Source organism: Thermoactinomyces sp. FSL K6-2592 (assembly GCF_038006465.1).
In the GTDB taxonomy this organism is placed as follows: Bacteria; Bacillota; Bacilli; order Thermoactinomycetales; family Thermoactinomycetaceae; genus Thermoactinomyces; species Thermoactinomyces vulgaris.
This window is the reverse complement of record NZ_JBBOVH010000001.1, coordinates 1,038,357-1,061,957: the sequence shown is the minus strand read 5'-3', so window position 1 is coordinate 1,061,957 and position 23,601 is coordinate 1,038,357. Positions and strand designations below refer to the sequence as shown.

Genomic DNA, 23,601 nt, shown 5'->3' with positions numbered 1-23,601 from the left:
GTTTGTTTTGACCGTTTGGCATGCGGAACGGAAACCGCATGCCAAACGCAACCTTAAAAGTAGGAAAATTGTTCTTCATCTTCCGGGCGCAAGTCGATGATTTCCGTGTTTTCCACGGCTTCTTGGATCAACCGTTCCACATCCAGCAAACGCTCCTGCCTTTCGGCCACGTCCAGATGAGGCTTGGTTTTCGGTGCTTTCGGGAGAAAAACCGTACAACAATCTTCATACGGCAAAATGGAAGTTTCATAAGTATCTATACGCTTGGAGATGGACATAATTTCCTGTTTATCCATCCCCACCAGCGGCCTTAGTACGGGCATTGTCGTTACGGCATTAATCGTTTGCATGCTTTCCAGTGTCTGGCTGGCCACCTGGCCGAGACTTTCTCCGGTCACCAGCGCCAACGCTTTGTGTTTTTTGGCGATTTGCTCCGCGATGCGGAACATAAAGCGGCGCATAATGGTGATGCTGTACGATTCATAACAATGCTTGTTGATCTCCGTTTGGATCTCGGTGAACGGAACCACATGCAACCGGATGTGTCCCCCGTAACGGGTTAAGATTTTGGCCAGGTCGATCACTTTTTGTTTGGCCCGTTCGCTGGTATACGGATAACTGTGAAAATGAATTGCCTGCAGCTCCACGCCCCGTTTCAGCGCCAGATATCCGGCGACCGGGCTGTCGATCCCTCCGGAGAGCATCAACAAAACCCTTCCGCTGACTCCAACCGGCAAACCGCCCAAGCCAGGGAGATCCTCGCCATATACATAAGCATGTTCTTTCCGCACTTCCACAAACAATGTCAGATCCGGATCGTGGACGTCGACTTTCAAATGCGGCAGCTTGGCCAGCAAAAATCCGCCCAACCGGTGATTCATCTCCTGGGAGGGGATGGGAAATTGCTTATCGGCCCGTTTCGCATTGATCTTAAACGTGTGCACCCGTTCCTTTTGTTCACTCAACAGCGCCAATGCCGCCTCTTTGATTTTTTCCCAATCCTTCTCCACCCGGATGGCGGGACTGATCCCCACCAGACCGAAAATTTCCGAACAAGCCTGAATGACCGGCTCGAAGTGTTCTTCACTCAGGTCAATATAAATCCGGCCCGGACTTTTGGTCACCACCGTGCCCGGAAACCGTTTCACTTTTTGGCGGATGTTGTTCACCAACTGATTCTCAAATTCTTTTTTATTTTTGCCTTTTAATGCAAGCTCTCCATATCGCAACAATATACAGTTCTTTTTCATCCTTTATGCACCTTCATGACTTGTTGTAATTCCGGGATGACACGCACCAGTGCATCGCCGCATCGGCGGATATCTTCGTCCGTGTTCATCCTCCCCATGCTGATCCGGATGGAACCGATCGCTTCCAGATCGGTCAACCCCATCGCTTTCAACACTCTGGAAGGCTCTTCTTTTTTCGAGGAGCAGGCTGATTTGCTGGAGACATAAACCTTTTCTTTTTCCAAGGCATGAACCACCACCTCGGACTTCAGTCCAGGGAAAGACAAGTTTAAAATATACGGGGCTCCACCGCGGGAAGACGTATCTCCGTTCACTTTCACACCGTTTAACTCTTTCACCCGCTCCAAGAGCATTTCTTTCCATCGTTGGCATTTTTGGATAAAATCTTTCTCCGATTGGCCAGCCATCACCACCGCTTTGGCCAGGCCGGCAACAGCCGGGACATTTTCGGTTCCCGAGCGAAATCCCTGTTCTTGTCCCCCGCCGATCAAAAGCGGCGGAAGGGTCAGGTTTTTCCGTTTATATAAACAACCAATGCCTTTCGGTCCGTGAATCTTGTGGCCGGACATGGTTAAAAAGTCGATATGGGCATCGGCCGGTTTCAGCGGGATCTTCCCGAAAGATTGGACCGCATCCACATGAAACATCACTTTGGGATAAGATTTTAATAATTCCCCGATTTCCCCGACTGGTTGAATGCTTCCCGTCTCATTATTGACATGCATGATGGAAACCAGAACCGTTTCATCGGTCAAAGCGGCTTTGACGTCTTCGGTCCTCACTTGCCCCTTTTCATTCACAGGCAGAAAAGTGACTTTCCACCCTTTTTGTTTCAGGTACTGAAAAACATCATACACAGACGGATGTTCAACCTGGCTCGTGATGATGTGGTTTCCCCGGTTGCGGTAAGATTCGGCAATTCCGCGAATCACCATGTTATTGGCTTCGGTTCCTCCCGAAGTAAAAATGATTTCCTGCGGCGATCCGCCGAGTTGATCGGCAATCACTTTGCGCGCCTGCTGCAGCAACCGCTCGGCTTTCACTCCGATACCGTGCAATGAAGAGGGATTTCCGTACACTTCGCGCATGACATCCCCCATGACCTTAATCACAGCCGGATCGGTTTGGGTCGTTGCACTGTTATCCAAATAAACCACCGATCCCCCCTCCTTTCTGCTGTACAAGAATGCCTGTTTTCATAACTCCATCATTCTAACACAAAACAAAACACCTGCCATCCATTCAGGTGCCGGGAGATCCGCCTGTTTTGTTCAAACTTCTGTTCGGATACAAGATAGCAAAGACCTGTCGAAATAATATTGCCAGTGTTTCCGGCAACCCGGATTAAACTTGGCGCGGCAAGAGGGACAAGCTCCCGTCCCCTGCAAATACTCCTTCAGGGTCATTTCATGCCGGCACACACCGCAGAAGACCGCTTTTTCATGCAGATGGCGGACCGACCAGCGAATGACCGGATGATTCTCCGCTTCCTGATGACAAAAATAGCATGGATAGTATTGCCCGCAACAGGCAAACTTAACCGCTATGATATCCAACTCCGAATGGTAATGGATACAACGGGTCATACCATCCACGACTTTGCCTTTGACAACCATTTCTTTCACACGCTTCACTTCCTTACAGAAAAAGGCGCCCGATGTCAGCGCCTTTTCTCTCTGATTATAAATGGCAGGCATTTAAGCCGCGTTTTTGCAAGTAACGTTGATGATATTCTTCCGCACGCCAAAAAGTGCCGGCTGGTTCAATCTGTGTCACAATCGGATCTTTCCATTTGCCGGATTGATCCAATTGTTTTTTCGACGCTTCCGCAGCCTGCTTTTGTTCATCTGTATGGTAAAAAATGACCGAACGGTACTGGGTTCCCACATCAGGGCCCTGACGGTTCAGTGTCGTCGGATTGTGATTATTCCAGAATACATCCAGCAAATCTTCATAGGTGACTTGTTCCGGATCATACTCGACCTGAACCACTTCGGCATGGCCGGTTTGATCCGTGCAAACTTCTTCATACGTCGGGTTTTCCGTGGTTCCACCCATGTAACCCACAGTGGTGTTTTTCACACCGGGAATTTGGCGGAACACCTCTTCAACCCCCCAAAAACATCCAGCTCCAAAAGTAGCCAGTGCCATAAGCAGTGCCTCCTTTTAATTACCACATATTTTATCAGTTTTTGCTGAAAAGAAGAAGATTATTTTTTCCGACCGTCATCAACCACTTCCAATTTTCCCGTTTCGGGATCGATGGTTAAGCCATGGATCAACACATCCCGGGGAAAAAAAGGATGGTTTCGGATCAAACGGACACTTTCCATCACGCCTTCTTCCACACTTTGAATGCCGGACAACCATTTCGCGGCATCCACTCCTTGTTTTTCTATTTCATCCGCTTTCTCTTCGGTGATTCCTCTCTCTTTTAATTTTTCAAGCACCCGCTCGCCCGTCAAACCGACCAGCCCGCAGTCATGATGACCAATCACCATCACTTCTTCCACTTTTAAAAGCGTTACGCCCACCAAAAGGCTTCGCATCAGGCTTCCATACGGTTCCGATATGAATGCACCGGCCGTCTTGAGAATTTTGGCATCCCCGTTTCTCAAATTCAGGGCTTTGGGCAACAACTCCGTCAACCGGGTATCCATGCAAGTAACAATCAATAACCGTTTATTGGGATATTTGTCCGTGGTGTAACTTTCATATTGTTTATTTTTTACAAACCTCTCATTATATGACAAAATTTCTTCCAAACAACTCATCATTTTGCCCCCTTCGTCACGGTCATATTTATGTTACATTTGCCAAAAAAACTTCATTTTGATTCCCGGAGGTCTGGGATATACTAAAAATATATTAACGGGCTGAAGGGGTTTGAACATCACATGAAAACACTTTGGACAAACATTCTCGGTTGGACCTTTTTAATATTGGGAATCATTGGTTTTTTCGCACCATTTCTCCAAGGATTTTTGTTCACATTTATCGGATTGGCATTGCTTTCCAAAACCACTCCTTGGGCAGCACGAATCGTACTCAAACTTCGGAAACGATATCCGAACATCGCCCGAAAATCAGATGAATGGATGGCTCGTTTTCTTGTGAAGTCCGGCTCGGCACAGAAAAATTAGAATCAGACAGAAACCGTGGAATCCGGAAAATTCGGGTTCCTTTTTTAACTTTAACGGGACCCCTTTACCCGGCAAACGCCCAAACCATCACCCAGTGGAAGAATCAGGGACTCCAAGCGGTCATCCGAGGCGATCTGCTGGTGAAACCGGCGCATGGTCACCGGAGAAGGCGCCTGATTTTTCTCATCAAACACCCGGCCGCGAAGAAATAAATTGTCAGCAGTGATTACGGCCCCCGGATTTGACAGACGGATGGCTTTCTCCAGATAGTTCGGGTAATTCAGCTTGTCCGCATCAATTAAAAAGAAATCAAACCGTTTTTGTTCTTTCTCCAATTGATTTAAACTTTCCAAAGCATCGCCGACGATCAATTCAACCTGTTCACTGAGCCCCGCCTTGGCAATATTCTCGCGGGCAAATTGTGCATGCTCCTCCTTTAACTCCAACGAAATAATTTTCCCATGCTCCGGCAACGCCCTGGCCATCCAGATCGTGCTGTAGCCCCCCAATGCACCGATTTCCAAAATACAGGATGCATTGGAAATCTTAACAAGCATATGTAACATTTTTCCGACTTCCGGCGGCACGGATATTTGCGGGAACCCTTGTTTTTCTAACCCGGCGCTGATCGACTTGAGCACTTCATCTTCTTCACGCGTAAATTGCTCACGGATATATTGTATTTCCTGCATGCAAGCCCCTCCTTCTTCGCTATTTTTATTATTTTATTCGATCGGGCGCACCCTTGGCTACTTTTTCTGAAATCAAATAAAAAAGGCACTACTGAAAACAGTAATGCCTCTGCTTTTATTTCGGAGGGGGTTCCAGGATAATTCCCTCTTTTTTGTGCATTTCCTAAAAGCGCTTCCAGTCCGTTCAGAAAATAAACTGGAGCGGATGACGGGAATCGAACCCGCGTTCCTAGCTTGGGAAGCTAGTGTTCTACCATTGAACTACATCCGCTAATTTCACTTTAAATTATAACATATTCCTATCATAAGAACAAGCCTTTCTTTTTCAGAAAGGCTTGTTCACCTGATCCGGACGTGATTAAAAAAGTAGTCGGAACGGAAATAAAAAGAGTGCGACGATCAGGGCAACGATCCCGACTGCAATCGCCCACCATCCTAAAGCACTTCTTCTCCGAACGGCAAAAATCCCTACAATAATCCCGGCAATGGATAAAACAAACGGCCAGACAAAAAATGAAAGAACGGACAGAATCAAGGCGGTTAAACCAATGCCGAATCCTCCCGCCTCTTCCTTTCTTTTATTGTTCTCCCTTCTGTCCTTCGCCAGAGCCGGATTGGGAGCAACCTCCTGTGCCACCTCTTCATCCAGCTGAGGATTGTGATTGTTTTCCTGATAGGTGCGATTTTCCATACGTTCTTCCTGACGTTCTTCTTGCTTTTGAAATTGATTGTCTCGATTCTCCATCATTACCCTCCAAACGGTCCGGATCTGTCCTTAGTATGTGTGTTTCAAGCAAAATTACTTTGTAAAAAAAATCCACTTGGGACTTCCGGATGCCAAGAGGGTTTAATTCACTTCGGCATGCGTATAATCTTTCGGGCCGACCGGATGGCGGATGATTCCTTTGACTCCCGGCTGTTCCATATATGCCGTGTTGTAATAGTAAAGCGGGAATACCGGCATTTCCTCAAACAAGATCGCCTCCGCTTCATGCAGCAGTTTCTTTCTTGATTCAGGATCAGCCGTTTCGGAAGCCTGCTTGAGAAGCGCATCATATTTTTCATTGCTCCAATTGGTTCGGTTCATCGGATGACCTGTTTGGAAACTTTCCAAGTAATTATAAGCATCGTTGTAATCTGCCAAGAAACTGGAGGTGCTCATCACAAACCGGGTGTTTTCCTGATCGGCATAATAGACCTTTTTCTCCTTGGCTTGCAATTGAATTTCCACGCCCAGATGTTTGCGGTACATTTCCTGTACGGCTTCCACCACTTTTTTGTTTTTGTCAGTGGCATTACTGTACATAAGCGTCACCGTCGGCAACCGGTCCCATCCTTCTTCTTTCATCCCTTCAGCCAAGAGTTGCCGTGCCTTTTCATACTGGCCGTCCGAAATCAGATTTCCCCCTTCCTTGCGGAAATTGTCCGGCACGGAAGGAGCGACATAAGCGTATGCCGGCTCTTCCCCGCTTCCCACAATCTGTTCCGTGATCAATTTGCGGTCCACCGCCAGCGCAAACGCTTGACGGATCTTCTTGTTGGTAAACGGTTTCTCTTTCACGTTAAACCGAAAAAAGGAAAGCCCGCTTCCTTCCATGGTTTTCACTTTCTCTTCCCCGATCAGCCGGGTTAACATCTCCCCGGGGATGGAACTTTTGGACGCCACATGCAATTTTTTGGTTTGAAACATTTGATAAACGGTCTGGTTATCCGTAATCACCGAAAAATGAATTCCATCCAGTTTGACTTCATTGGCTTTGTAAAAATTTTCGTTTTTGGTTATTTTCACATAATTGTTGTGCTTCCATTCAGCCAACCGGTAAGCGCCGTTAATCACATAGTTTTGGGTATTTTCGAACATGTCGGGATTTTTTTCATATGCCTGCCTGCTCACCGGGGCATAAACCGGATAGGCAGTGAGTTCGAGGAAAGAAGGCGTCGGCTTTTCCAGCTCCACCCGCAACGTGTCATCGTCCAACGCTTGAACTCCGACTCCTTCCACACCGGCTTTTCCTTGATTGTACGCTTCCGCTCCTTTAATAAAATAAAGCAGAAAAGCCGCTTTTGAAGCCGTTTCCGGGTTCAACACCCGTTTCCAAGCAAACTCAAAGTCATGGGCGGTCAGCGGACTTCCGTCGGACCATTTGGTTTGCCTCAACGTAAAGGTATAGACCCGTCCGTCTTCACTGGTCTCCACTTTCTCCGCAATGGCAGGCTGCGGTTGATGATTTTCGTCCAGGCGCATCAGCCCGACAAACAGATTATGGGTGATATCCAGGGAATCTTCATCAAAAGCTTGCGCCGGATCCAAGGAAGTCGGTTCGCCGGTGATATTCAAATTCAACGTTTGGTCGCCTTGATCCGCTTTTGAACTGCAACCGCTTAGCATCACAGCCAAAAGAAAAATGGCTGCCATCCCCATCGTCAATATTTTTCTCAATCGATGCCCCCCTTTTTTCATCAAACTATTTTTTAATTCAGCAAAATATTCAAAAAACCTCCTTAGAAGAAGGTTTGATTATTATTTTTAATAAAAATATATATCCATGACGAAAGCGAAGGAAACCGATTGATTTTGATCTGATACGGATGCCAGCCATTTTTCACACTTGTTTTTATGTATTAGCGAAGGACGATTTTCTCCAAACGATCCAACCGGGCGAGGATGTCACTGATCACGTCATCGTTTTTAACGGCGGCATTGCGGCCCGTTGCCTGGGACACCTTTTTTCCACCGCTTTTCAACTTCTTGATTTCTTCCTTCAAATATTCATTTTCCTGCAATACATCTTCATAACTTGCAATCACCTGATCCAAAAATTTGTTCACTTCTTCGATGTCATAACCCCGCAACGATTGCTTGAAATCTTTATTGAAAATCTCCATGGGCGTTAACCTTTTCACAAACCGACACTCCCTGCTTCAATTTCCTTCTTTGTCCTAATTATATATAAAAAAAACAGACCTCAAAAGAGGTCTATATCCGTAAAAAGGCTTATTTGGCTTCCGGGAATGTTCTCTTAATGATATCATTTAAATTTTTGATCAATCCGCTGACCGGACGTCCGTTCCGCAAGTCATTGGCATAATTATTCATTTGTTTGACGAAATCCGGGTTGGCGGAAACATACACATCCCGCAAAGTGGGATCCACGGCTCTGGCGTGTTTGGTGATCTTTTCTTTTAATCGGTCCGTCACCTTTCCGTCTCCGCGTTTTTTATCCAGAACCACCGCCACATAAGCCGTTTTGCCCATCACTATAGCTGCGGCACTTTTTACTTCCGGCAAACCGGCCACTTCGCCGGCCACTTCATCCGAAACCCGGACACCACGAGCCAAGTTGTTGTCATCCGTATCATTCATCCGGGTAAAGTTTTGTGCACGTTCGTTCATGTTGTTTCGGTTGGCAATTCTTGTCACGTCATCCCTCAGCGTGTCCCGGTCCACTCCTTGCTCTTGGGAAGTGGCACACGCACTCAATACAAAAACCAGGCATAAACTCATGAAGCTACGCATCCACAAGGCCATTCGGTTCATTTGTTTTCCCCCCTTTTGCTTTTGATTTGCCATTATTATTGTTATCCGGCCCTCAAACTATGTACCCGGTTTCTGTCATAAAGACGGCAAAAGAGGGAAAAACAGGAAAAGATGATCAACCGTTCACAAAAAAAAACCCTCCGAAGAGGGTTTTTTCTTTAATCGTCCTGTTGCAGGAAAAATAAAGCAACATATTGCAACAGTTCCACCAAGGCGACAACCGCACCGGCCACATAGGTGAGCGCCGCCGCTCCCAAGACTTTGCGGACGCCTCTTTCTTCCGAGGCTCCGTTAATAAATCCTTCCCTGACCATGATCGTCTTGGCCCGGGAACTGGCATTAAACTCAACCGGCAATGTCACCAGGTGAAACAAAACAGCCACGGAAAAGAAAATCAATCCGAGCAAAAGCATGCCCGTCATTTTAAAGAAAATACCGGCCATCAACAAGAAAGGAGCCAATCCCGAAGTGATGTTTAAGACAGGAACCATCCGATGGCGCAGGACAAGCGCGCCATAAGCTTCTTTATGTTGAATGGCATGCCCGCACTCATGCGCGGCCACCGAAATGGCAGCAATGGAACTGGAGCTGTATACTCCTTCCGACAACCGGACCACTCTGGATACCGGATCATAATGATCCGTCAACATCCCGCGTACCGGTTCAACCGCCACATTGTACAATCCGTTTTGGTCCAAAATGCGCCGCGCCACTTCTGCACCGGTCAATCCGGATCGTGCAGGCACCTTTGACCATTTAGAATAATTTCCCCTCACTTTGGCCTGTGCCCATAAGGTCAAGACCAAACCGGCTAAAGACAGCAACAGAAATAATCCAAACAATGACCCTTCACTCCTCAACTCAAGCCTGTATACACATAATAACTATACCCACTCTTATTCTAACAAAAACCAAAATGAAAACTAAGCGATAAAAAGCGGGCACCTATGTATTTTTATAAACAAAAAAATCCATCCTAACAACAGGGAGGGTTACCATGTTAGCAGATCAATTCTTCGACTTCGGCAAACTGGAACAATTCGGCTTCTTGTATGAGCTGGGAATCATCCTGCTGGCAGTAAAAATCATGGGGCATCTGAGCAAAAAATGGGGGCAACCCTCCGTGCTGGGGGAACTTTTGGCCGGCATCCTTTTAGGGCCGATGGTGCTCGACTGGATCCATATGAATGCGTTTATTGAAGAAGCGGCCGAAATCGGTGTCATTTTGTTGATGTTTTTGGCCGGGCTGGAAACAAATTTAAAGGAATTCCGAAAAGCCGCTTTTGCCTCCACCATGGTGGCGGTCATCGGGGTGATTTTTCCGTTTCTCGGCGGACTGGCCAGCGGTCTCTGGTTTGATTACCGGTTTGCCACGTCCATCTTTATCGGAACCGCATTGGTGGCGACAAGCGTCAGCATTTCGGTTCAGACGTTGCGCGAATTGGGCTGTTTAAAATCGAAAGCGGGCAACACCATTTTGGGTGCGGCCGTCCTGGATGACATTCTCGGAATCATCACGTTATCCATTGTCATTGGCTTTGTGGGAAAAAACGGGGACGACAGCCCGTCGCTTCCGGTATTGATTGTGAAAATCATCGTCTTCTTTTTATTCATCTGGTTGAGCCGCAAGCCGCTTCCGAAAATATTTCAATGGGCCAACCAAATGATGACGACAGAAGTCATCCTGACCATCGGCATCATCGTGGCGCTCGTTTATGCTTTTCTTGCCGAAATGTTCGGGCTGGCCGGGATTGTCGGTGCATACTTTGCCGGACTCATACTCAGCACGAGCAAATTTCAGGACGAACTGTTCCCGAAACTGGAGACGATTTCTTTTTCCTTTTTTGTGCCGGTCTTCTTCGTCAGTATCGGCTTAATGACCGAAATTGAGTCCGTCAATGCCACCATTTTGATTCAGATCATTGTGTTTACCGTCATCGCGGTATTGACCAAATTGGCTGGCGGTGCCATCGGGGCGAAATTGGGCGGTTTCCCGGCAAAGGATTCTTTCGCCGTCGGTGCCGGCATGGTGGCCCGGGGAGAAGTCGGGCTGATCATTGCAAGCATCGGTTTAAACAACAAGCTGTTCCCGGCCTCCCTGTTTCCGGTCATGGTCGCAGTAATCTTGATCACCACCGTTTTGACTCCGCCGCTTTTAAAGGTGTTTTTGCCAAAGCCGGAGAAAAAATCCGCCTCTTCCTGAACCCCTTATGATTCTATGGGACAAAAAGCAAAAAAAGTACAAAAAAACCGCCTCGAAAAGGGCGGCTTTTTTACTCTTGATCCGGGGTGTGATCAGCTTTGTCCAACTCTTGCAGCAATTGGATGATCCGGTCCAGTTTGATTCCCTGCTCGTTTCGCGCCGTCAATTTCAACGTGACTTCGGCACTGAATGCGGCAATATGTTCCCGGATTTCCACTTCCGTCTCGCCGAATGTTTTTTGATAAATGTGCTGGCCTTTCACCTTTTTCCATCCTCTTTGGATCAAAGTCTCCTCATACTCTTCAAAATCCTTTTCCCGGATATCCAGTGACAAAGAAGTGATTTTCATGGATTCGCCTCCCTTTAATGAATGGTAAATTGCAATTGTTCCGCCTTGGAACGCATTCCTACATTCAATGCCAAACCGATCGCCATCATTTGCGTGACAATGGAAGTGCCTCCGTAACTGATGAACGGAAGCGGAATACCGGTAATCGGCATCAAACCGATCGCCATTCCAATATTCTGGTATATTTGGAAAGCAAACATACCAACGATTCCGCTGACGATGCAGGTTCCGAACAAATTGGCTGATTTTAATGCAATGCGAATCAAGCGGTACAGCAACATCAAGTAACATGCAAGCAGGAAACCGGCACCCAAAAAGCCGAACTCTTCGGCAATCACCGCAAAGATGAAATCATTGTGGGGCTCCGGAATCCAGTTGCCCTGAGCTTGCGTTCCCTGCTGATAGCCTTTTCCCAAAAGCATTCCCGAACCAATGGCGATTTTGGCCTGGGTTGCCTGATATCCCGCTCCCGTCGGGTCGGATGCCGGATCCAAAAAGATTTGAATCCGTTCAATTTGGTGATCCGCCAACAAGAGGTGGAGCAAAGGAGAATCCGTCAGGTAAAGAAAAACGACCGAGCCGACGATGATTGCAATCACCGTCAGGCCGCCAACCAACCATTTCCAGTGCAAGCCGCCCACCAGTAAAATGCTTGCGGTGATGGCCAACAAGATCAGTGCCGTACCCAAGTCGGGTTGCATCAAAATGATCAGAAACGGGACGCCCGCAGCCAGCAAACTCTTTCCGAGCGTATGAAAATCCTCCCACATCTCCCCTTTTTTCCGGGACATCATTTTTGCTAATATCAAGATAACAAAGATTTTCATCAACTCCGACGGCTGCAGGGAAAAACCGCCAATCCGGATCCACAATTGCGCACCGTTCACTTCCTGGCCGATGCCCGGGATCATGACGAGCAGATTTAAGAAAATGCCGATCCCGTATAAAATGTACAAGAGTTTCCCTTGTAACAAAATTTTATAGTCAAACAGGAGAACACCGAACATACAGAGAAACCCGACTATGTACCACATGATCTGTTTTTCGTAAAAATCCTGGTTTCCGGTGTAAGTCGCACTCGATATGGCAACAATGCTAATAGCCGCAAGCAGGATGAAGATCAACACGGTGGCAAAATCAATTTGTTGTATTTGGTGCTTCTTGTTCATCACGATTTCCATTCTCCTTTTCTCTGCTCGGATTTCATCCTATCATAATGCATGAAACATCAAAACCTTTTGCAGAAGGAGATTTTTACTATGAAGCGTGGCAAACCAGACTTTTGGTTGATTTTTCTCACCTTTTTGCTGTTGGGAATTGGACTTGTCATGGTTTTTAGCGCCAGTTATTTCAATGGATATATCGATCCGGGCATCCATGATTCCTATTACTTTTTCAAAAAGCAATCCATCTATGCCCTGATTGGCTTGATTTTATTTATTACGGTTTCCAATATCCCCTATCACACCTACCGCAAATGGGTCGGCCCGATCTTGCTCCTTTCGCTCATTTTTTTAATCCTCGTCCCGATGATCGGTCTGGTCAGAAACGGAGCGCAACGTTGGCTGGGTTACGGGGCCATCTCTTTTCAACCCTCGGAATTTGTCAAGCTGGGGATGATCATTTACATGTCTTCCATCATGGTCAAAAAGCAACCGGTCTTGCATCAATTTCGGCGTGGTTTGCTCCCTCCCCTGATCGTCCTGTTTCTGATCTTGGGACTCTTAATGTTACAGCCTCATTTTAGCGCAACGGTGATTATCATGGGAATATGTTTCACCATCATTTTTTGCGCCGGCGCCCGGCTGAAACATCTTTTTTTGTTGGCATTATCCGGCCTTCCCGTTCTCATTGGCGTCATGTTGTTGGGAGACTACCGCGTCGACCGGATTCAATCGATGCTTAATCCGTTAAGTGATCCGACCGGAAACGGGTATCAAATCATGCAATCACTGATGGCCATCGGCCCCGGCGGCTTGACGGGAGTGGGACTTGGAAGAAGCATTCAAAAGCTGGCTTACCTTCCGGAATCCCATACCGATTTCATCTTCTCGATCATTGCCGAAGAACTCGGGTTTATCGGAGGGTTCATCATTATCGCTTTGTTTGCCTTGCTCATTGTACGCGGCATCTTGGTTGCCCTCCAGGCACCGGATCAGTTTGGAACCTTGATGGCAACAGGGATCGTCACTTTGATTGCAATCGAAACGATTTTCAATTTGGGCGTGGTCACGGCATTGCTTCCGGTGACCGGAGTTCCGCTTCCGCTGATCAGTTACGGGGGAACGGCACTGGTGTTTAAGTTGGTGTCGTTGGGCATTTTGCTGAACATCTCCCGCTACCGGAATGTAAAAAGCAAAGTGAAATTTTCCTCACCCACCATTCATCAGGTACATAGTTAGAAGAAATCCCCCCGGCCGGATTCATCCGGCCAGGGGATTTTTCGTTGAAAGAGTTATTTAATTGGCCGGCAATCCCTCGGAAGGACTGCTGGCACTGGCATATTCCCGTTTTGGGATCCTTCCGGCCTCATACCCCATTCTTCCCGCAATAATGGCATATTTCATGGCTTCTGCCATCTTGACCGGATCTTTCGCCTGAGATACGGCCGTGTTGAGCAACACCCCGTCCGCTCCCAATTCCATGGATTCCGCAACATCTTTCGGCGAACCGATTCCGGCATCGATAATCACCGGCACCGGCGAATTCTCAATGATCCACTTCAGATAAAGGGGATTCAATAACCCTTGCCCCGAACCAATCGGCGACCCCCCGGGCATGATCGCATGGGCCCCGGCTTCCCACAATTTGCGGGCCAAAACCGGATCATCCAAAGTGTAAGAAAGAACGGTAAATCCTTCTTCCACCAACATCCGGGTGGCTTTTAACGTTTCAACGGGATCAGGCAACAAGGTTTTGGAATCGCCGATCACTTCCACTTTAATCATATCACACAAGTTGGAGGCCCGGGCCAAACGGGCGATCCGTACGGCTTCTTCCGCAGTTGTGGCCCCTGCTGTATTTGGCAGCAGTTTGTATTTTTTCAAATCAAGCATTTCCAAAAAGTTGGGTTGCTCCGGATCAAAGAGATTCATTCTGCGGACCGCAAAAGTCAACACCTCGGTTCCGGAAACATCCACCGCTTTTTTTTGTACATCCAAACTGGAAAATTTCCCTGTGCCGAGAAACAAACGCGATTGAAAAGTATGTTTTCCGATTTTCAACACCGGCTTATCCCCCTCCGACAAAATGAACAATTTCAATGCAATCGCCATCCGACAACCGGGTCGTGGGATGCATTTCCCTTGTCAATACATGGCGGTTGTGTTCCACCACAAGAATTTTGTTGTTTAGTTTGAAGTGTTTGATGAGATCATCCACCGTTTTCAGATGAGGGGGGACCGTTTGCATCTCCCCGTTCAACTGAATTTGCACGGAACACCCTCCTTTTCATCCGGTAAACCTCCGGGGACTGAACGGGAGACATTCTTCTTCTGTTTCTCCCAAAATGAGACGGGCCACGACTTGACCGGTCCAAGGGCTGAGTAAAATGCCATTTCGAAAATGACCGGTGGCCACAATGCAATGATCGATGTTTTCCAGCCGGCCGATCACAGGAAGCTTATCCGGCGTTCCGGGACGGACGCTTGCCCACATCCGGCTGATGTTTAATTCTTTGACACCAGGCAAGTAACGGGAGGCATCGGCGATAAGCCGGTAAACCGCTTCGGCTGTCACGCCGGGATCCCACTGATGTTCTTTTTCGGTGGCGCCAATGATCCATTCACCGTTTGCTTTTGGCACGATGTACACATCATTGCCGAATATCGTGTGTTTCAGGGAAGGACGGGTGGTTTTCAGGGCAAAGGACTCGCCTTTGACCGGATAGACCGGCAGGTTCAATCCCAACCGCCGCGAAGCAATCCCCGTCCAAGCACCGGCAGCGAGCACCACCGTGTCCGCCGCCCATTCTTCATGCGGGGTGACCACTTTCCGGATCCGTCCGTTTTCAACGCAAAAATCAATGACTTTGCAATCTTCGATCAATTTTGCTCCCTGCTGTTGCGCAGCCCGGATCAAAGCTTGGGTCAACCGGGGGGCAGAAACTTGAAATTCCTCAGAAAAAAACAAGCCGCCGATCACTTCTTCGCCCAGCCCTCTTTCCTTCTCCAAGCATTCCTTGCGATCCAGCCAGACGGCTTTTTGCCATTTCATCCGTTCTTTTAAACCGGCCGCTTCCTCTTCCGACCGGGCGGGTTTGATCAACCCGGAACGGTTCAATTCAATATCCAGCCCGGTCTGCTCCCGCAATGCTTCCGCCAGTTCAGGAAACATGGACCTGCTTTTTAAACAAACATCGGCCAGCGGCCCCGGATGATGCATCTCCACCTGGGCCCCCAACATTCCCGCGGCCGCCCTTGAGGCATGAGCGCCTGCCCGGTCTTGTTCAAGGATAACGACTTTTACTTTTGCTTTGGCCAAGTGATAAGCAATGGAAATGCCGATGATCCCTCCGCCAATAATTAAAACATCACTGTGCTTCATCAACCCACCTTCTTTTCATTTCCTTTGCCGCTTCTTCAGGGGAAGGATGATGTGCGACGGCTGAAATCACAGCCACTCCTTCAGCACCCGTTTGTCGGATTTGATTCACATTGTCCGGTCCGATCCCGCCGATGGCAATGACAGGCAGCGAACAGGCTTGTACCAATCGCCGCAACGATTCCACCCCGAAGGGAGGCAATCCCGGTTTGGAAGCGGAAGGAAAAATGTGCCCTGCCATCAGATAATCCATGCCTTCCTGATTTGCTTCAACCGCGCGGCGGACAGAGTGAACGGAACGTCCCACCCGCATTTTTCGTTGCAACCGTTGCAACATTTCCCGGGAAATCACTTGATGTTCGGTCAGATGCAGGCCCCCTGCCCCCAATTCTTCCGCCACAGCGGCATGCCGGTTAATGATCAACGATTTCGCCTCAATCGGGGTTTCTTGCAAAAGCAGACGGGCCATCTCCAAGATTTCCCCTTCGCTTTTTTCTTTGTAGCGCAGATGAAAAGCATCGGCATAAGGAGCCAAACGGGTCCATTGTTCGATCAAACCACTGAGTGTTTGACAAGGGCTGGATATCACATGCAATTCCATACACGAATCCCCCATCAAAAAAACCGGCATCCATGGGGATACCGGTTTTTATGCATCATCAAGTCATAACGAACCTTCCCCACTTCCTTTCGCTGGCATGACCCAGTTCAAGTTCAAAGGGTTGGAACCATGTTCCTCTCAGCACGTCCGTGCACCCCTAGTGGATAATTTCAATATGATGTTATCTTCTTTATTCTAAACATAGAATGATCTACCCGTCAACTTTTTTAAACATTCGCACGATGGGAATCCCTTCTCTTGTCATGATTTCTTCCTGCTTCTGAAATCCGTGCTTTTCATAACATCGAATGGCCGGCTCATTTTCTTTTCCCGTGGTCACGACCCAGCTTTTGATCCCGGGTTGGTTTAAAACCTCCGTCAACAACCGGGAGGCAATCCCCTGCCGAAAATAGTCCGGATGAACCGCCAGACGGCAGATCGTCATCCGGTCTTTCTCTTTTATGTACGATAAAAAACCGGCCAATTGATCTTTTTTATATATACCGATAAACGTTTCTTTCGATTTTCGCATGGATTGAATGGTTTCTTTCAGTGTGGGAATATTGTAGGAACGGATTCGCTCTGCTTCCACCTGGTACGCCGCTTGCTGTGTGGATAAGATTTGGATCAGATGTTTATCATCCATGAGCGACAAAATTTGTATCGTCATCCCCATCCCTCCTTAACCTCTTCCACTATATCTTTATCTCTCCACCTTTGACAAGCAATCACCGGATTCCATAAAGAAAAGCCACCACCAACTTTTTTGGGGATGATGGTACCGTTCGCCACTTTCTATTTTGTGTTTAACGATTTATTTTGACTCCAAAAATACCATCCGCCAAAAACCAGAGCAACCGGCAACAGAATGAATAAAATCCGGGTCCCATACTTGTGCAACAGAAAAAACCCCCATTCCCAATTGGCTCCCAGAAGATGCCCCAAACCGATAAAAGCAGTGCACCAGCAAACGGCGCCTGCATAGGCATGTATGGCAAAACGCCAATAAGAAATCCGGGTTATCCCCGCCAGATAGGCCGAGACATGGCGGACGCCGGGAATGAAATACCCGCCAAACAACAGCCAATTTCCGTATTTACGGAACAGCAACTGCGTGATTCGCAATCGCCGGCGGGTAATGAAAAGCTTGGGCCCGTATTTTTTCAAAAACGGGTATCCCAACCAAATGCCGAGCAAATAACTGATGGTGATTCCACCCGCCGATCCGAGAAACGCACAAAGGATGGTGAGGTAAAAATTCAATTGTCCGATGGTTGTCAAATAACCAAGAAAAGTTAACATAATCTCATCGGGCAACGGAAGTCCGATCAGCCCCAACACCAGAAACAGAAAGATTCCTATATACCCGTATTCCTGCAAGATATACAATGCTTGTTCCATAACTCAACCCCGTTTTTGGACACGTCTCATTCTAAAAATATCTTACGAATTCCGATGCTGAAAAATACTGCTTTTTGTCCGCCGGTTCATCCTGGCCGGCAAGCTCCCTGAACTTCATCCATCCCGCCTGAATCCTTTCGTTTTACCGTGCTGTATTTCCCCCATTCCTTTTGATCTTTCTCCATCATAGCATAAAAGGAGGACGGTATGGAGTCACCGTCCCATGATGGGTACAAGTCAGACATATTGAATGAATTCATTGTATTGGTCCTGATTTAACCCTTTGACCACTTCCACCAGCAAGCGGACGGCATGATCCAAGTCACTCTTGCTGATCATGGAAACATGGCTGTGGATGTACCGTGCCGCCACACCAATGACGATCGACGGAACGCCTTTGCCGTAGAGATGGAACTGTCCGGCATCGGTTCCACCCCCGGTCATCGTGTCGATTTGGAAAGGGATTCCATGTTTTTCGGCCACTTTCACCACATAATTGCGCAAGGACAGATTGGGAATCATCGTCGCATCCAAAAATGTGATTAACGGGCCTTTGCCCAGCTTGGCTTTGTTTTGTCCTTCACTGCCCGGGGAATCTTCCGCAACCCCCACATCCAGAGCAATCGCAACGTCCGGCTTCAGCAGGCGCGGGGCGGTTGTCGCTCCCCTGAGGCCCACTTCTTCCTGCACCGTGGCCCCGGCAATCACCGTATTGGGATGATCCGCCATACTTAATTGTTTTAACACTTCCAAAGCCAGATAACAACCGGCACGGTTGTCCAGCGCTTTAGCCAGAATGGTGTCGCGATCCGGCAAAATTTCAAACGGACACACCGGCACAATCGGATCTCCGACGCGGATCCCCCATTCTTTCACCTGTTCATCGCTGTGGGCACCGATATCAATAAACATTTCGCGAATCGGAATCAATTTTCCTTTTTCTTCGGGTGTCAACACATGCGGCGGCCGGGAACCGATGACCCCCGTAAAGGTTCTTTGTTCCGTAATGATCAAAACACGCTGTGACAACAGAACTTGACTCCACCATCCCCCGAGCGGAGTAAAACGCAAATAACCGCTTTTGGTGATTTCGGTCACCATAAAGCCGACTTCATCCAGGTGTCCGGCCAATAAAATACGCGGCCGGTCACTTGTCCCTTTTTTAATCCCGAAAATGCCTCCGAGCCCGTCGGTTTGAATTTCCACATTTTCTTTGCTCAGTTCCCTTTTCATGACTTCGCGGACTTCTTTTTCAAACCCGGATACCCCGTTGGCTTCGGTAAGTTCCTTCAACAGCTGCATAGATATCCTCCTTCATGTTCATCTTTTGTTAAGTTTTGCAACGTTTTGCGATTTATACCCCGGTCCGGCCTGTTCCGCGGCAAAAATTCACAACACCGGCAATTGCCCGCCAAAACCCTCTCTCTTCGTGTGAATTTTCCGATAAATATCACCCGAGAAACAATGGCTTGAAAACAAGCCATCGTTTTTCCCGGCCGGTTACATTGAATGAAGAAGTTGTATACGGAAATTGTCAGAAGCATCACTGATGGCCAATTGATTTTCCAAACCGTTAATCACACTGCGGTAATACTGCCCCGCCTGCTCCTGTTTTCCCATGCGCAGCATTTCCTCATAGGTTTGGTAACTTTCTTTCAGCAACTGAAACAAGCGGGTGAATTGCTCACGATCCAACACGGGAGGGCGGTCATCCAATTCTTCATCGTAAAAAGTCTGATAACGCTCCAAATAAGCCTCGTAAGATGTAAAGTCCCCGTTCATCTGAACCAACCTCATTTTGAAAGATTCTATGTTTAGCATGGCCTTCCCTTTCATTCCTATTCAAAGTCCGCAAAAGTCCGTAAAAATAAAAAAAGACGCGTTCGCGTCTTTTCTCAAGCGATTTGTCGGAAAGCAAACAATAAGCCGGGTTCTGTTCTCCGGGTGGTCCAAGCAACGGCTTGAACGTCTCCCACCCATTGGAGTGGCAATCATCTATCTACATTGTGTATTGCTACACAACTTCAGCGACCTACCCGAGATCACTGCGGGCCACAGCTGCATCCAAAGATGCTGATCTCCTATCAGGTCTTGCTCCGGGTGGGGTTTACCTAGCCAGCATGTCTCCATGCTGCTGGTGCGCTCTTACCGCACCGTTGCACCCTTGCCTGTGAGACGAAATTCGTCCCCATCGGCGGTCTGCATTTCTGTGGCACTAGCCTTAGGGTCGCCCCCACCGGCCGTTAGCCGGCACCCTGCCCTGTGGAGCCCGGACTTTCCTCCCGTGGGACCTTGCGGTACACCACCGGCGATTGCCTTGTTTACTTTCCTTTGTACAGTAAATTTAATTATAACAATGGAGCAGGGTCATATCAACAGGAACCTCTTTCCACTTGCTCAAACACAAAACCGAAAGGGGTTGGTGTTCACTTTCGACGGTTCGACCGGAACCTGGCGGTTCAACCGTTTTTCCAGCTCCTTGCAAACATACGGAACCACCCAATGCTCAACATGGTGTCCCGGATCCACCAGTGAAATTCCCAAATCCATGGCTTCTTGCGCCGTATGATAATCCACATCCCCCGTGATGTAAACATCGGCCCCCTGCCGTTTGACATCGCGAAGGTAACGGCCGCCAGATCCTCCCAAAATCGCCACTTTCCGGATTTCTTTTTCCGGGTCCCCCACCACACGAACCCCGTCACATTCAAAAGCGTCTTTGACGAAACGGGCAAATTCATCCAATTTCATCGTTTCCGGCAAGGATCCGATTCGTCCGAACCCGAGCGGCTCGCCTTTCAAATCCAACGGATAAATGTCATAAGCCACTTCCTCATATGGATGGGCTTTGAACATGGCTTCAAGCACCCGTTTTTCGATCGATGCCGGCATGATGGTCTCCAAACGGATCTCTTTCACCTTTTCCAGTTCCCCCGTTTGGCCGATAAACGGATTGGCCCCGTCGCGCGGCAAAAAGGTTCCGGTTCCTTCCACATTAAACGTGCAGTGGCTATAGTTCCCGATCCATCCGGCCCCGGCCCTGCTGATGGCATTCAGCACCGCTTCATGATGAGCCACCGGCACGGTGACGACCAGTTTTTTCAATGCATCCTGTTTATAGCCGATCAGAACCTTGGTGCCGGTGAGCCCGAGACGGTCGGCCAAGGCATCATTCACTCCACCCTCAGCCGCATCCAAATTAGTGTGCGCGATGTAAACATGGATGCCGTGTGCCAGCAACTTGGCAAACATTCTGCCTGCCGGCTCATCGGTCCGGATTTCTTTCAACGGATGAAAAATCACCGCATGATGAGCCACGATCCAATTGGCCCCGATGCGAATCGCTTCATCCACCACTTCTTCATTCACATCCAGGGTGACCAGCACTTTCCGGACTTCCCCTTGCGGATCCCCCACCTGTAAACCAATCCGGTCTTTTTCGACAGCCAAAGCGGAAGGGGCATACGATTCCATCGCTTTGATCAGGTCGACTCCGCGAACAGACATGTTTTCACCTTCTCCCATTCTTTTAATTGTTCCGCCAGTTGTTCTCTTTTGGTGACAGCTGGTGCCGATTTCGCGTTTTTCAATGAACGAAACACCTTTTGTTTCGATTCCCATTCCTGCATCACTTTTCTTTTCAAAAGCGGATGCCTTTTCTTAAAAAGCAGCGGCCCCACTTCCATTAAGGTGGATTCCGAAAACTCCCCGCCCATTTCGTGATAAATCCTCTCCTCACCGGGTTCGGCCGCCATCGCCTCATACAAGATGCCGGCATCTTCCACCAATGATTCATCCACCAGGCAAAATCCGTTTTCTTTCAACCACCTGCGGACATTGTGGCCGCCGATGTTGGGTTGCAAAATCAACCTTTTCACACCGTGCAGTTTTTCTTTGCCCTCGTTTAAAATCTGAGCAATCAAAGCCCCGCCCATTCCGGCGATCACAACCACATCGACTTCATCCGGCTTTAACACTGACAATCCGTCTCCGAGGCGGACTTCCACCATCTTTTCCACCTTTGCCATGCGGATGGTGCGGCGGGCATTTTCAAACGGCCCCTTGTTTAACTCTCCCACAATTCCATGTGACAAACAACCGGCCTTGGCCTGATGAATCAGCAAATAGGCATGATCTCCGCCGATGTCTGCCACCCGCGCCCCGGAAGGGATCCATTCCGTCAATTTCTGAAGGCGCGCCGACAGGACAATTGGATCATCCGACAACCTCTTCCCTCCCCCTTGAAACTTAGACCTTTACGCCTCTTAGAATAATAGCACGAACCCTTTAAACAAAAAAGCAACCGGTTTGGTTGAGCCGTCTCCGGACAGCAAAGAAGGAAGTGACGGGTCATCACTTCCTTCGCTTGGTTGTTTTCGGTTCCTTCCCCCTCGAATTTAAGCTTCCTTGAAGTACAACCATTTTTGGAAAAAAGGAGTCAAATCTTTGCCGGCCACTTCACCTGCGGTCCGGATAAAATCCCGGGTGGTGGCGACTTTGTATTGATAACGGTGATAATAGGTTTTTAAGATCTCCAGGACTTTCTCTCTTCCGATTTCGTCCATCAGTTCATACAACATGGCTGCCGGACGAATGTACACCATCAGACCGTACACCGGTTCCGGGTAATCATACAACGGTTGAGCCGAACTGATCCCCACCGTTTGATGAATTTCATCGGCTTTTTCCGATGCTTTCTTCAAAAGCTCCCGTTCATCTTCTTTCATCTGCTCTTCCATATACAAAAACTCGGAGAAGGTGGTCAACCCTTCATCCAGCCAGGGTTCTTTGGCTTGGTTGTTGCCGACCACCCCGTACCACCACTGGTGCGCCAGCTCGTGCACCACCACATTGACGGCCGGTTGGATCCCTTTTTTGGTCCCGATTTTTGGAATGGAGGTCACCAGGCCCGGATATTCCATCCCGGCGATTCCTTCACCGGTTTCCCCCAACACGACATCGACTTCTTCATAAGGATAGGGTCCGAATTTTTCACTGTAAAATTTCATTCCGGATACCGCTGCTTCCAACAAGGGTTTGGCCACATCCTCCATCCCGTTCATATACCAAAGGTTGACTTGAATATCTTTGTACTTTCCGCTTACCGACCGGTAATCTTTGGTTAAAACCGCTGCAAAGTCGCGGACTTGATCCTGTTTGATGGTGATTTTGGAGCGTACCGGTTGATTTTTGTCATTTCCCGTGGAAATCACCCGGTAACCTTCGGGGAGACGGAAAGTGACTTCAAAATCAGACATCACCGAGTAAAAGGGATCGCCGGTCGTGGTGTACGGTTCGGTATGCCATCCGTGTTGATCCCTGACGGCCAGCATCGGGTACCACTGAGCCAAAAAGGCCGTGTTTTTGAAAGTGTTCAGCCGCATCCCTCCACGGGGCAAATGCAATAAAAAATCCATCTCAATGCGGGCGGATTGTCCGTCTTGAAGGGAACGGGGCAACTGCACTTTCATCACCGTTTCCTTGATATCGGGCTGCACGCTTTTGCCATCCACTTTCACATGAAAAACGCGGATGTAACCCGGTTTTTCCGGTTTGGAGGCTTTGTGCTTCCAATTTTGAAATGCATTGGGATAGAGCCTGAAATATACTTCATTTTGCGGTTCGTTTCTTTTTTCCGGCAAAGTGACCACCATATGTCCCGTCAACTCATCCTTTTCCGGATAAAAGGTTGTATCCATCTGATAAAAAGGGCGGTCCGCATAAGCGACCCCTTCCCTTGTATTGACACGGGGCGCCATTCCGGTCAAAACCGAAGAGGCGAAAATCAAAGAGAGAACGAGCGAAAAAACACGGCCTTTCATCTGTGTCACCTCAATTTGGTCAATTGGATTCTTCCATAGGATGACCTTAATATTGAGGAT

The 23,601-nt window shown here is 48.3% G+C and carries 27 protein-coding genes, 1 tRNA gene, 1 other RNA gene and 1 riboswitch; of the genes, 3 read left to right on the top strand and 26 right to left on the bottom strand.

Features of this window, described 5'->3' with window-relative positions:
* Positions 1-53: 53 nt before the first annotated feature.
* The 5 genes from thiI to NYE37_RS05645 form a co-directional block, all read right to left on the bottom strand.
* Positions 54-1,250 carry a tRNA uracil 4-sulfurtransferase ThiI gene (thiI, locus tag NYE37_RS05665; RefSeq protein ID WP_340711869.1) on the bottom strand — a complete coding sequence of 399 codons (1,197 nt, stop codon included), beginning with the start codon at positions 1,248-1,250 and terminating at the stop codon, positions 54-56.
* Positions 1,247-2,407 carry a cysteine desulfurase family protein gene (locus NYE37_RS05660; protein ID WP_037997157.1) on the bottom strand — a complete coding sequence of 387 codons (1,161 nt, stop codon included), beginning with the start codon at positions 2,405-2,407 and terminating at the stop codon, positions 1,247-1,249. The genes thiI and NYE37_RS05660 overlap by 4 nt, the downstream gene beginning before the upstream one ends.
* 114 nt (positions 2,408-2,521) lie before the next feature.
* Positions 2,522-2,866 carry a CHY zinc finger protein gene (locus NYE37_RS05655; RefSeq protein ID WP_037997175.1) on the bottom strand — a complete coding sequence of 115 codons (345 nt, stop codon included), beginning with the start codon at positions 2,864-2,866 and terminating at the stop codon, positions 2,522-2,524.
* A 64-nt stretch (positions 2,867-2,930) separates the two neighbouring features.
* A complete protein-coding gene (gene msrA / locus NYE37_RS05650; protein ID WP_037997160.1) occupies positions 2,931-3,401 on the bottom strand; it encodes a peptide-methionine (S)-S-oxide reductase MsrA in 471 nt (156 codons plus the stop codon).
* Positions 3,402-3,460: 59 nt separating this feature from the next.
* Positions 3,461-4,024, bottom strand: a complete 564-nt coding sequence (locus NYE37_RS05645) for a beta-class carbonic anhydrase (protein ID WP_037997162.1) — start codon at positions 4,022-4,024, stop codon at positions 3,461-3,463.
* Between the two features lie 123 nt (positions 4,025-4,147).
* Between NYE37_RS05645 and NYE37_RS05640 the strand changes: the two genes are divergently transcribed.
* A complete protein-coding gene (locus NYE37_RS05640) occupies positions 4,148-4,393 on the top strand; it encodes a PGPGW domain-containing protein (protein WP_037997165.1) in 246 nt (81 codons plus the stop codon).
* Positions 4,394-4,443: 50 nt separating this feature from the next.
* Here the strand turns inward: NYE37_RS05640 and NYE37_RS05635 are convergent, their stop codons facing one another.
* The 7 genes from NYE37_RS05635 to NYE37_RS05605 all read right to left on the bottom strand — a co-directional run bounded on the left by NYE37_RS05635 (position 4,444) and on the right by NYE37_RS05605 (position 9,465).
* Positions 4,444-5,085, bottom strand: coding sequence for an O-methyltransferase (locus NYE37_RS05635; RefSeq protein WP_049720328.1), 642 nt, complete (start codon positions 5,083-5,085; stop codon positions 4,444-4,446).
* Positions 5,086-5,282: 197 nt separating this feature from the next.
* Positions 5,283-5,356: transfer RNA gene (locus tag NYE37_RS05630), tRNA-Gly, on the bottom strand.
* A gap of 87 nt (positions 5,357-5,443) precedes the next feature.
* On the bottom strand, positions 5,444-5,830 hold the full coding sequence (locus NYE37_RS05625) for a DUF308 domain-containing protein (RefSeq protein WP_049720329.1): 387 nt from the start codon (positions 5,828-5,830) through the stop codon (positions 5,444-5,446).
* Positions 5,831-5,932: 102 nt separating this feature from the next.
* The gene (locus NYE37_RS05620) at positions 5,933-7,525 is read right to left on the bottom strand and encodes a peptide ABC transporter substrate-binding protein (RefSeq protein ID WP_049720330.1); all 1,593 of its coding nucleotides are present in this window, start codon (positions 7,523-7,525) and stop codon (positions 5,933-5,935) included.
* 182 nt (positions 7,526-7,707) lie between these two features.
* Positions 7,708-7,989 carry a DivIVA domain-containing protein gene (locus NYE37_RS05615; protein ID WP_049720331.1) on the bottom strand — a complete coding sequence of 94 codons (282 nt, stop codon included), beginning with the start codon at positions 7,987-7,989 and terminating at the stop codon, positions 7,708-7,710.
* Positions 7,990-8,080: 91 nt separating this feature from the next.
* Entirely contained in the window at positions 8,081-8,623 is a 543-nt protein-coding gene (locus NYE37_RS05610; protein ID WP_052186848.1) for a YhcN/YlaJ family sporulation lipoprotein, read from the bottom strand.
* Positions 8,624-8,781: 158 nt separating this feature from the next.
* Entirely contained in the window at positions 8,782-9,465 is a 684-nt protein-coding gene (locus NYE37_RS05605) for a zinc metallopeptidase (protein ID WP_049720333.1), read from the bottom strand.
* A 155-nt stretch (positions 9,466-9,620) separates the two neighbouring features.
* Between NYE37_RS05605 and NYE37_RS05600 the strand changes: the two genes are divergently transcribed.
* Entirely contained in the window at positions 9,621-10,826 is a 1,206-nt protein-coding gene (locus tag NYE37_RS05600) for a cation:proton antiporter (protein ID WP_049720334.1), read from the top strand.
* 70 nt (positions 10,827-10,896) lie between these two features.
* Here the strand turns inward: NYE37_RS05600 and NYE37_RS05595 are convergent, their stop codons facing one another.
* On the bottom strand, positions 10,897-11,175 hold the full coding sequence (locus NYE37_RS05595) for a hypothetical protein (protein ID WP_037994475.1): 279 nt from the start codon (positions 11,173-11,175) through the stop codon (positions 10,897-10,899).
* A 14-nt stretch (positions 11,176-11,189) separates the two neighbouring features.
* Positions 11,190-12,344 carry a rod shape-determining protein RodA gene (gene rodA / locus NYE37_RS05590; RefSeq protein WP_037994684.1) on the bottom strand — a complete coding sequence of 385 codons (1,155 nt, stop codon included), beginning with the start codon at positions 12,342-12,344 and terminating at the stop codon, positions 11,190-11,192.
* Positions 12,345-12,434: 90 nt separating this feature from the next.
* On the opposite strand from rodA, the gene ftsW reads away from it, so the two are divergent.
* Positions 12,435-13,577 (top strand): putative lipid II flippase FtsW, encoded by a 1,143-nt coding sequence (gene ftsW / locus NYE37_RS05585; protein WP_340711868.1) that lies wholly within the window; start codon positions 12,435-12,437, stop codon positions 13,575-13,577.
* Positions 13,578-13,634: 57 nt separating this feature from the next.
* Here the strand turns inward: ftsW and NYE37_RS05580 are convergent, their stop codons facing one another.
* From NYE37_RS05580 to NYE37_RS05525, 12 genes are all read right to left on the bottom strand, one after another.
* Positions 13,635-14,402 (bottom strand): thiazole synthase, encoded by a 768-nt coding sequence (locus tag NYE37_RS05580; protein ID WP_037994477.1) that lies wholly within the window; start codon positions 14,400-14,402, stop codon positions 13,635-13,637.
* A gap of 4 nt (positions 14,403-14,406) precedes the next feature.
* Complete coding sequence (thiS, locus tag NYE37_RS05575; protein WP_037994479.1) at positions 14,407-14,610, bottom strand: sulfur carrier protein ThiS; 204 nt, start codon at positions 14,608-14,610, stop codon at positions 14,407-14,409.
* Between the two features lie 15 nt (positions 14,611-14,625).
* Positions 14,626-15,720, bottom strand: coding sequence for a glycine oxidase ThiO (gene thiO, locus NYE37_RS05570; protein ID WP_340711867.1), 1,095 nt, complete (start codon positions 15,718-15,720; stop codon positions 14,626-14,628).
* The gene (locus NYE37_RS05565; RefSeq protein WP_049720338.1) at positions 15,707-16,318 is read right to left on the bottom strand and encodes a thiamine phosphate synthase; all 612 of its coding nucleotides are present in this window, start codon (positions 16,316-16,318) and stop codon (positions 15,707-15,709) included. The genes thiO and NYE37_RS05565 overlap by 14 nt, the downstream gene beginning before the upstream one ends.
* A 67-nt stretch (positions 16,319-16,385) precedes the next feature.
* A riboswitch (TPP riboswitch) is annotated at positions 16,386-16,487 on the bottom strand.
* A 42-nt stretch (positions 16,488-16,529) separates the two neighbouring features.
* Entirely contained in the window at positions 16,530-16,988 is a 459-nt protein-coding gene (locus tag NYE37_RS05560) for a GNAT family N-acetyltransferase (RefSeq protein ID WP_037994485.1), read from the bottom strand.
* Between the two features lie 125 nt (positions 16,989-17,113).
* Complete coding sequence (locus tag NYE37_RS05555; RefSeq protein WP_037994486.1) at positions 17,114-17,719, bottom strand: DedA family protein; 606 nt, start codon at positions 17,717-17,719, stop codon at positions 17,114-17,116.
* A 237-nt stretch (positions 17,720-17,956) separates the two neighbouring features.
* Positions 17,957-19,021, bottom strand: coding sequence for a M42 family metallopeptidase (locus NYE37_RS05550; protein ID WP_037994489.1), 1,065 nt, complete (start codon positions 19,019-19,021; stop codon positions 17,957-17,959).
* A 198-nt stretch (positions 19,022-19,219) separates the two neighbouring features.
* Positions 19,220-19,501 (bottom strand): hypothetical protein, encoded by a 282-nt coding sequence (locus NYE37_RS05545; protein ID WP_037994490.1) that lies wholly within the window; start codon positions 19,499-19,501, stop codon positions 19,220-19,222.
* Positions 19,502-19,626: 125 nt separating this feature from the next.
* An RNA gene (gene rnpB / locus NYE37_RS05540) (RNase P RNA component class A) lies at positions 19,627-20,047 on the bottom strand.
* Positions 20,048-20,116: 69 nt separating this feature from the next.
* Positions 20,117-21,226, bottom strand: coding sequence for a Nif3-like dinuclear metal center hexameric protein (locus tag NYE37_RS05535; protein ID WP_037994492.1), 1,110 nt, complete (start codon positions 21,224-21,226; stop codon positions 20,117-20,119).
* Complete coding sequence (locus NYE37_RS05530) at positions 21,202-21,945, bottom strand: tRNA (adenine(22)-N(1))-methyltransferase (RefSeq protein WP_037994494.1); 744 nt, start codon at positions 21,943-21,945, stop codon at positions 21,202-21,204. The genes NYE37_RS05535 and NYE37_RS05530 overlap by 25 nt, the downstream gene beginning before the upstream one ends.
* Before the next feature lie 171 nt (positions 21,946-22,116).
* The gene (locus tag NYE37_RS05525) at positions 22,117-23,541 is read right to left on the bottom strand and encodes a M1 family metallopeptidase (protein ID WP_037994496.1); all 1,425 of its coding nucleotides are present in this window, start codon (positions 23,539-23,541) and stop codon (positions 22,117-22,119) included.
* Between the last annotated feature and the right edge of the window lie 60 nt (positions 23,542-23,601).

Coding starts and splice junctions, on each gene's coding strand:
- thiI (WP_340711869.1), bottom strand. CDS start 1,250: ATGAAAAAGAACTGTATATTGTTGCGATATGGAGAGCTTGCATTAAAA.
- NYE37_RS05655 (WP_037997175.1), bottom strand. CDS start 2,866: ATGGTTGTCAAAGGCAAAGTCGTGGATGGTATGACCCGTTGTATCCAT.
- msrA (WP_037997160.1), bottom strand. CDS start 3,401: ATGGCACTGGCTACTTTTGGAGCTGGATGTTTTTGGGGGGTTGAAGAG.
- NYE37_RS05645 (WP_037997162.1), bottom strand. CDS start 4,024: ATGAGTTGTTTGGAAGAAATTTTGTCATATAATGAGAGGTTTGTAAAA.
- NYE37_RS05640 (WP_037997165.1), top strand. CDS start 4,148: ATGAAAACACTTTGGACAAACATTCTCGGTTGGACCTTTTTAATATTG.
- NYE37_RS05635 (WP_049720328.1), bottom strand. CDS start 5,085: ATGCAGGAAATACAATATATCCGTGAGCAATTTACGCGTGAAGAAGAT.
- NYE37_RS05625 (WP_049720329.1), bottom strand. CDS start 5,830: ATGGAGAATCGAGACAATCAATTTCAAAAGCAAGAAGAACGTCAGGAA.
- NYE37_RS05610 (WP_052186848.1), bottom strand. CDS start 8,623: ATGAACCGAATGGCCTTGTGGATGCGTAGCTTCATGAGTTTATGCCTG.
- NYE37_RS05600 (WP_049720334.1), top strand. CDS start 9,621: ATGTTAGCAGATCAATTCTTCGACTTCGGCAAACTGGAACAATTCGGC.
- NYE37_RS05595 (WP_037994475.1), bottom strand. CDS start 11,175: ATGAAAATCACTTCTTTGTCACTGGATATCCGGGAAAAGGATTTTGAA.
- rodA (WP_037994684.1), bottom strand. CDS start 12,344: ATGAACAAGAAGCACCAAATACAACAAATTGATTTTGCCACCGTGTTG.
- ftsW (WP_340711868.1), top strand. CDS start 12,435: ATGAAGCGTGGCAAACCAGACTTTTGGTTGATTTTTCTCACCTTTTTG.
- thiO (WP_340711867.1), bottom strand. CDS start 15,720: ATGAAGCACAGTGATGTTTTAATTATTGGCGGAGGGATCATCGGCATT.
- NYE37_RS05565 (WP_049720338.1), bottom strand. CDS start 16,318: ATGGAATTGCATGTGATATCCAGCCCTTGTCAAACACTCAGTGGTTTG.
- NYE37_RS05560 (WP_037994485.1), bottom strand. CDS start 16,988: ATGACGATACAAATTTTGTCGCTCATGGATGATAAACATCTGATCCAA.
- NYE37_RS05555 (WP_037994486.1), bottom strand. CDS start 17,719: ATGGAACAAGCATTGTATATCTTGCAGGAATACGGGTATATAGGAATC.
- NYE37_RS05550 (WP_037994489.1), bottom strand. CDS start 19,021: ATGCAGCTGTTGAAGGAACTTACCGAAGCCAACGGGGTATCCGGGTTT.
- NYE37_RS05545 (WP_037994490.1), bottom strand. CDS start 19,501: ATGAACGGGGACTTTACATCTTACGAGGCTTATTTGGAGCGTTATCAG.
- NYE37_RS05535 (WP_037994492.1), bottom strand. CDS start 21,226: ATGTCTGTTCGCGGAGTCGACCTGATCAAAGCGATGGAATCGTATGCC.
- NYE37_RS05525 (WP_037994496.1), bottom strand. CDS start 23,541: ATGAAAGGCCGTGTTTTTTCGCTCGTTCTCTCTTTGATTTTCGCCTCT.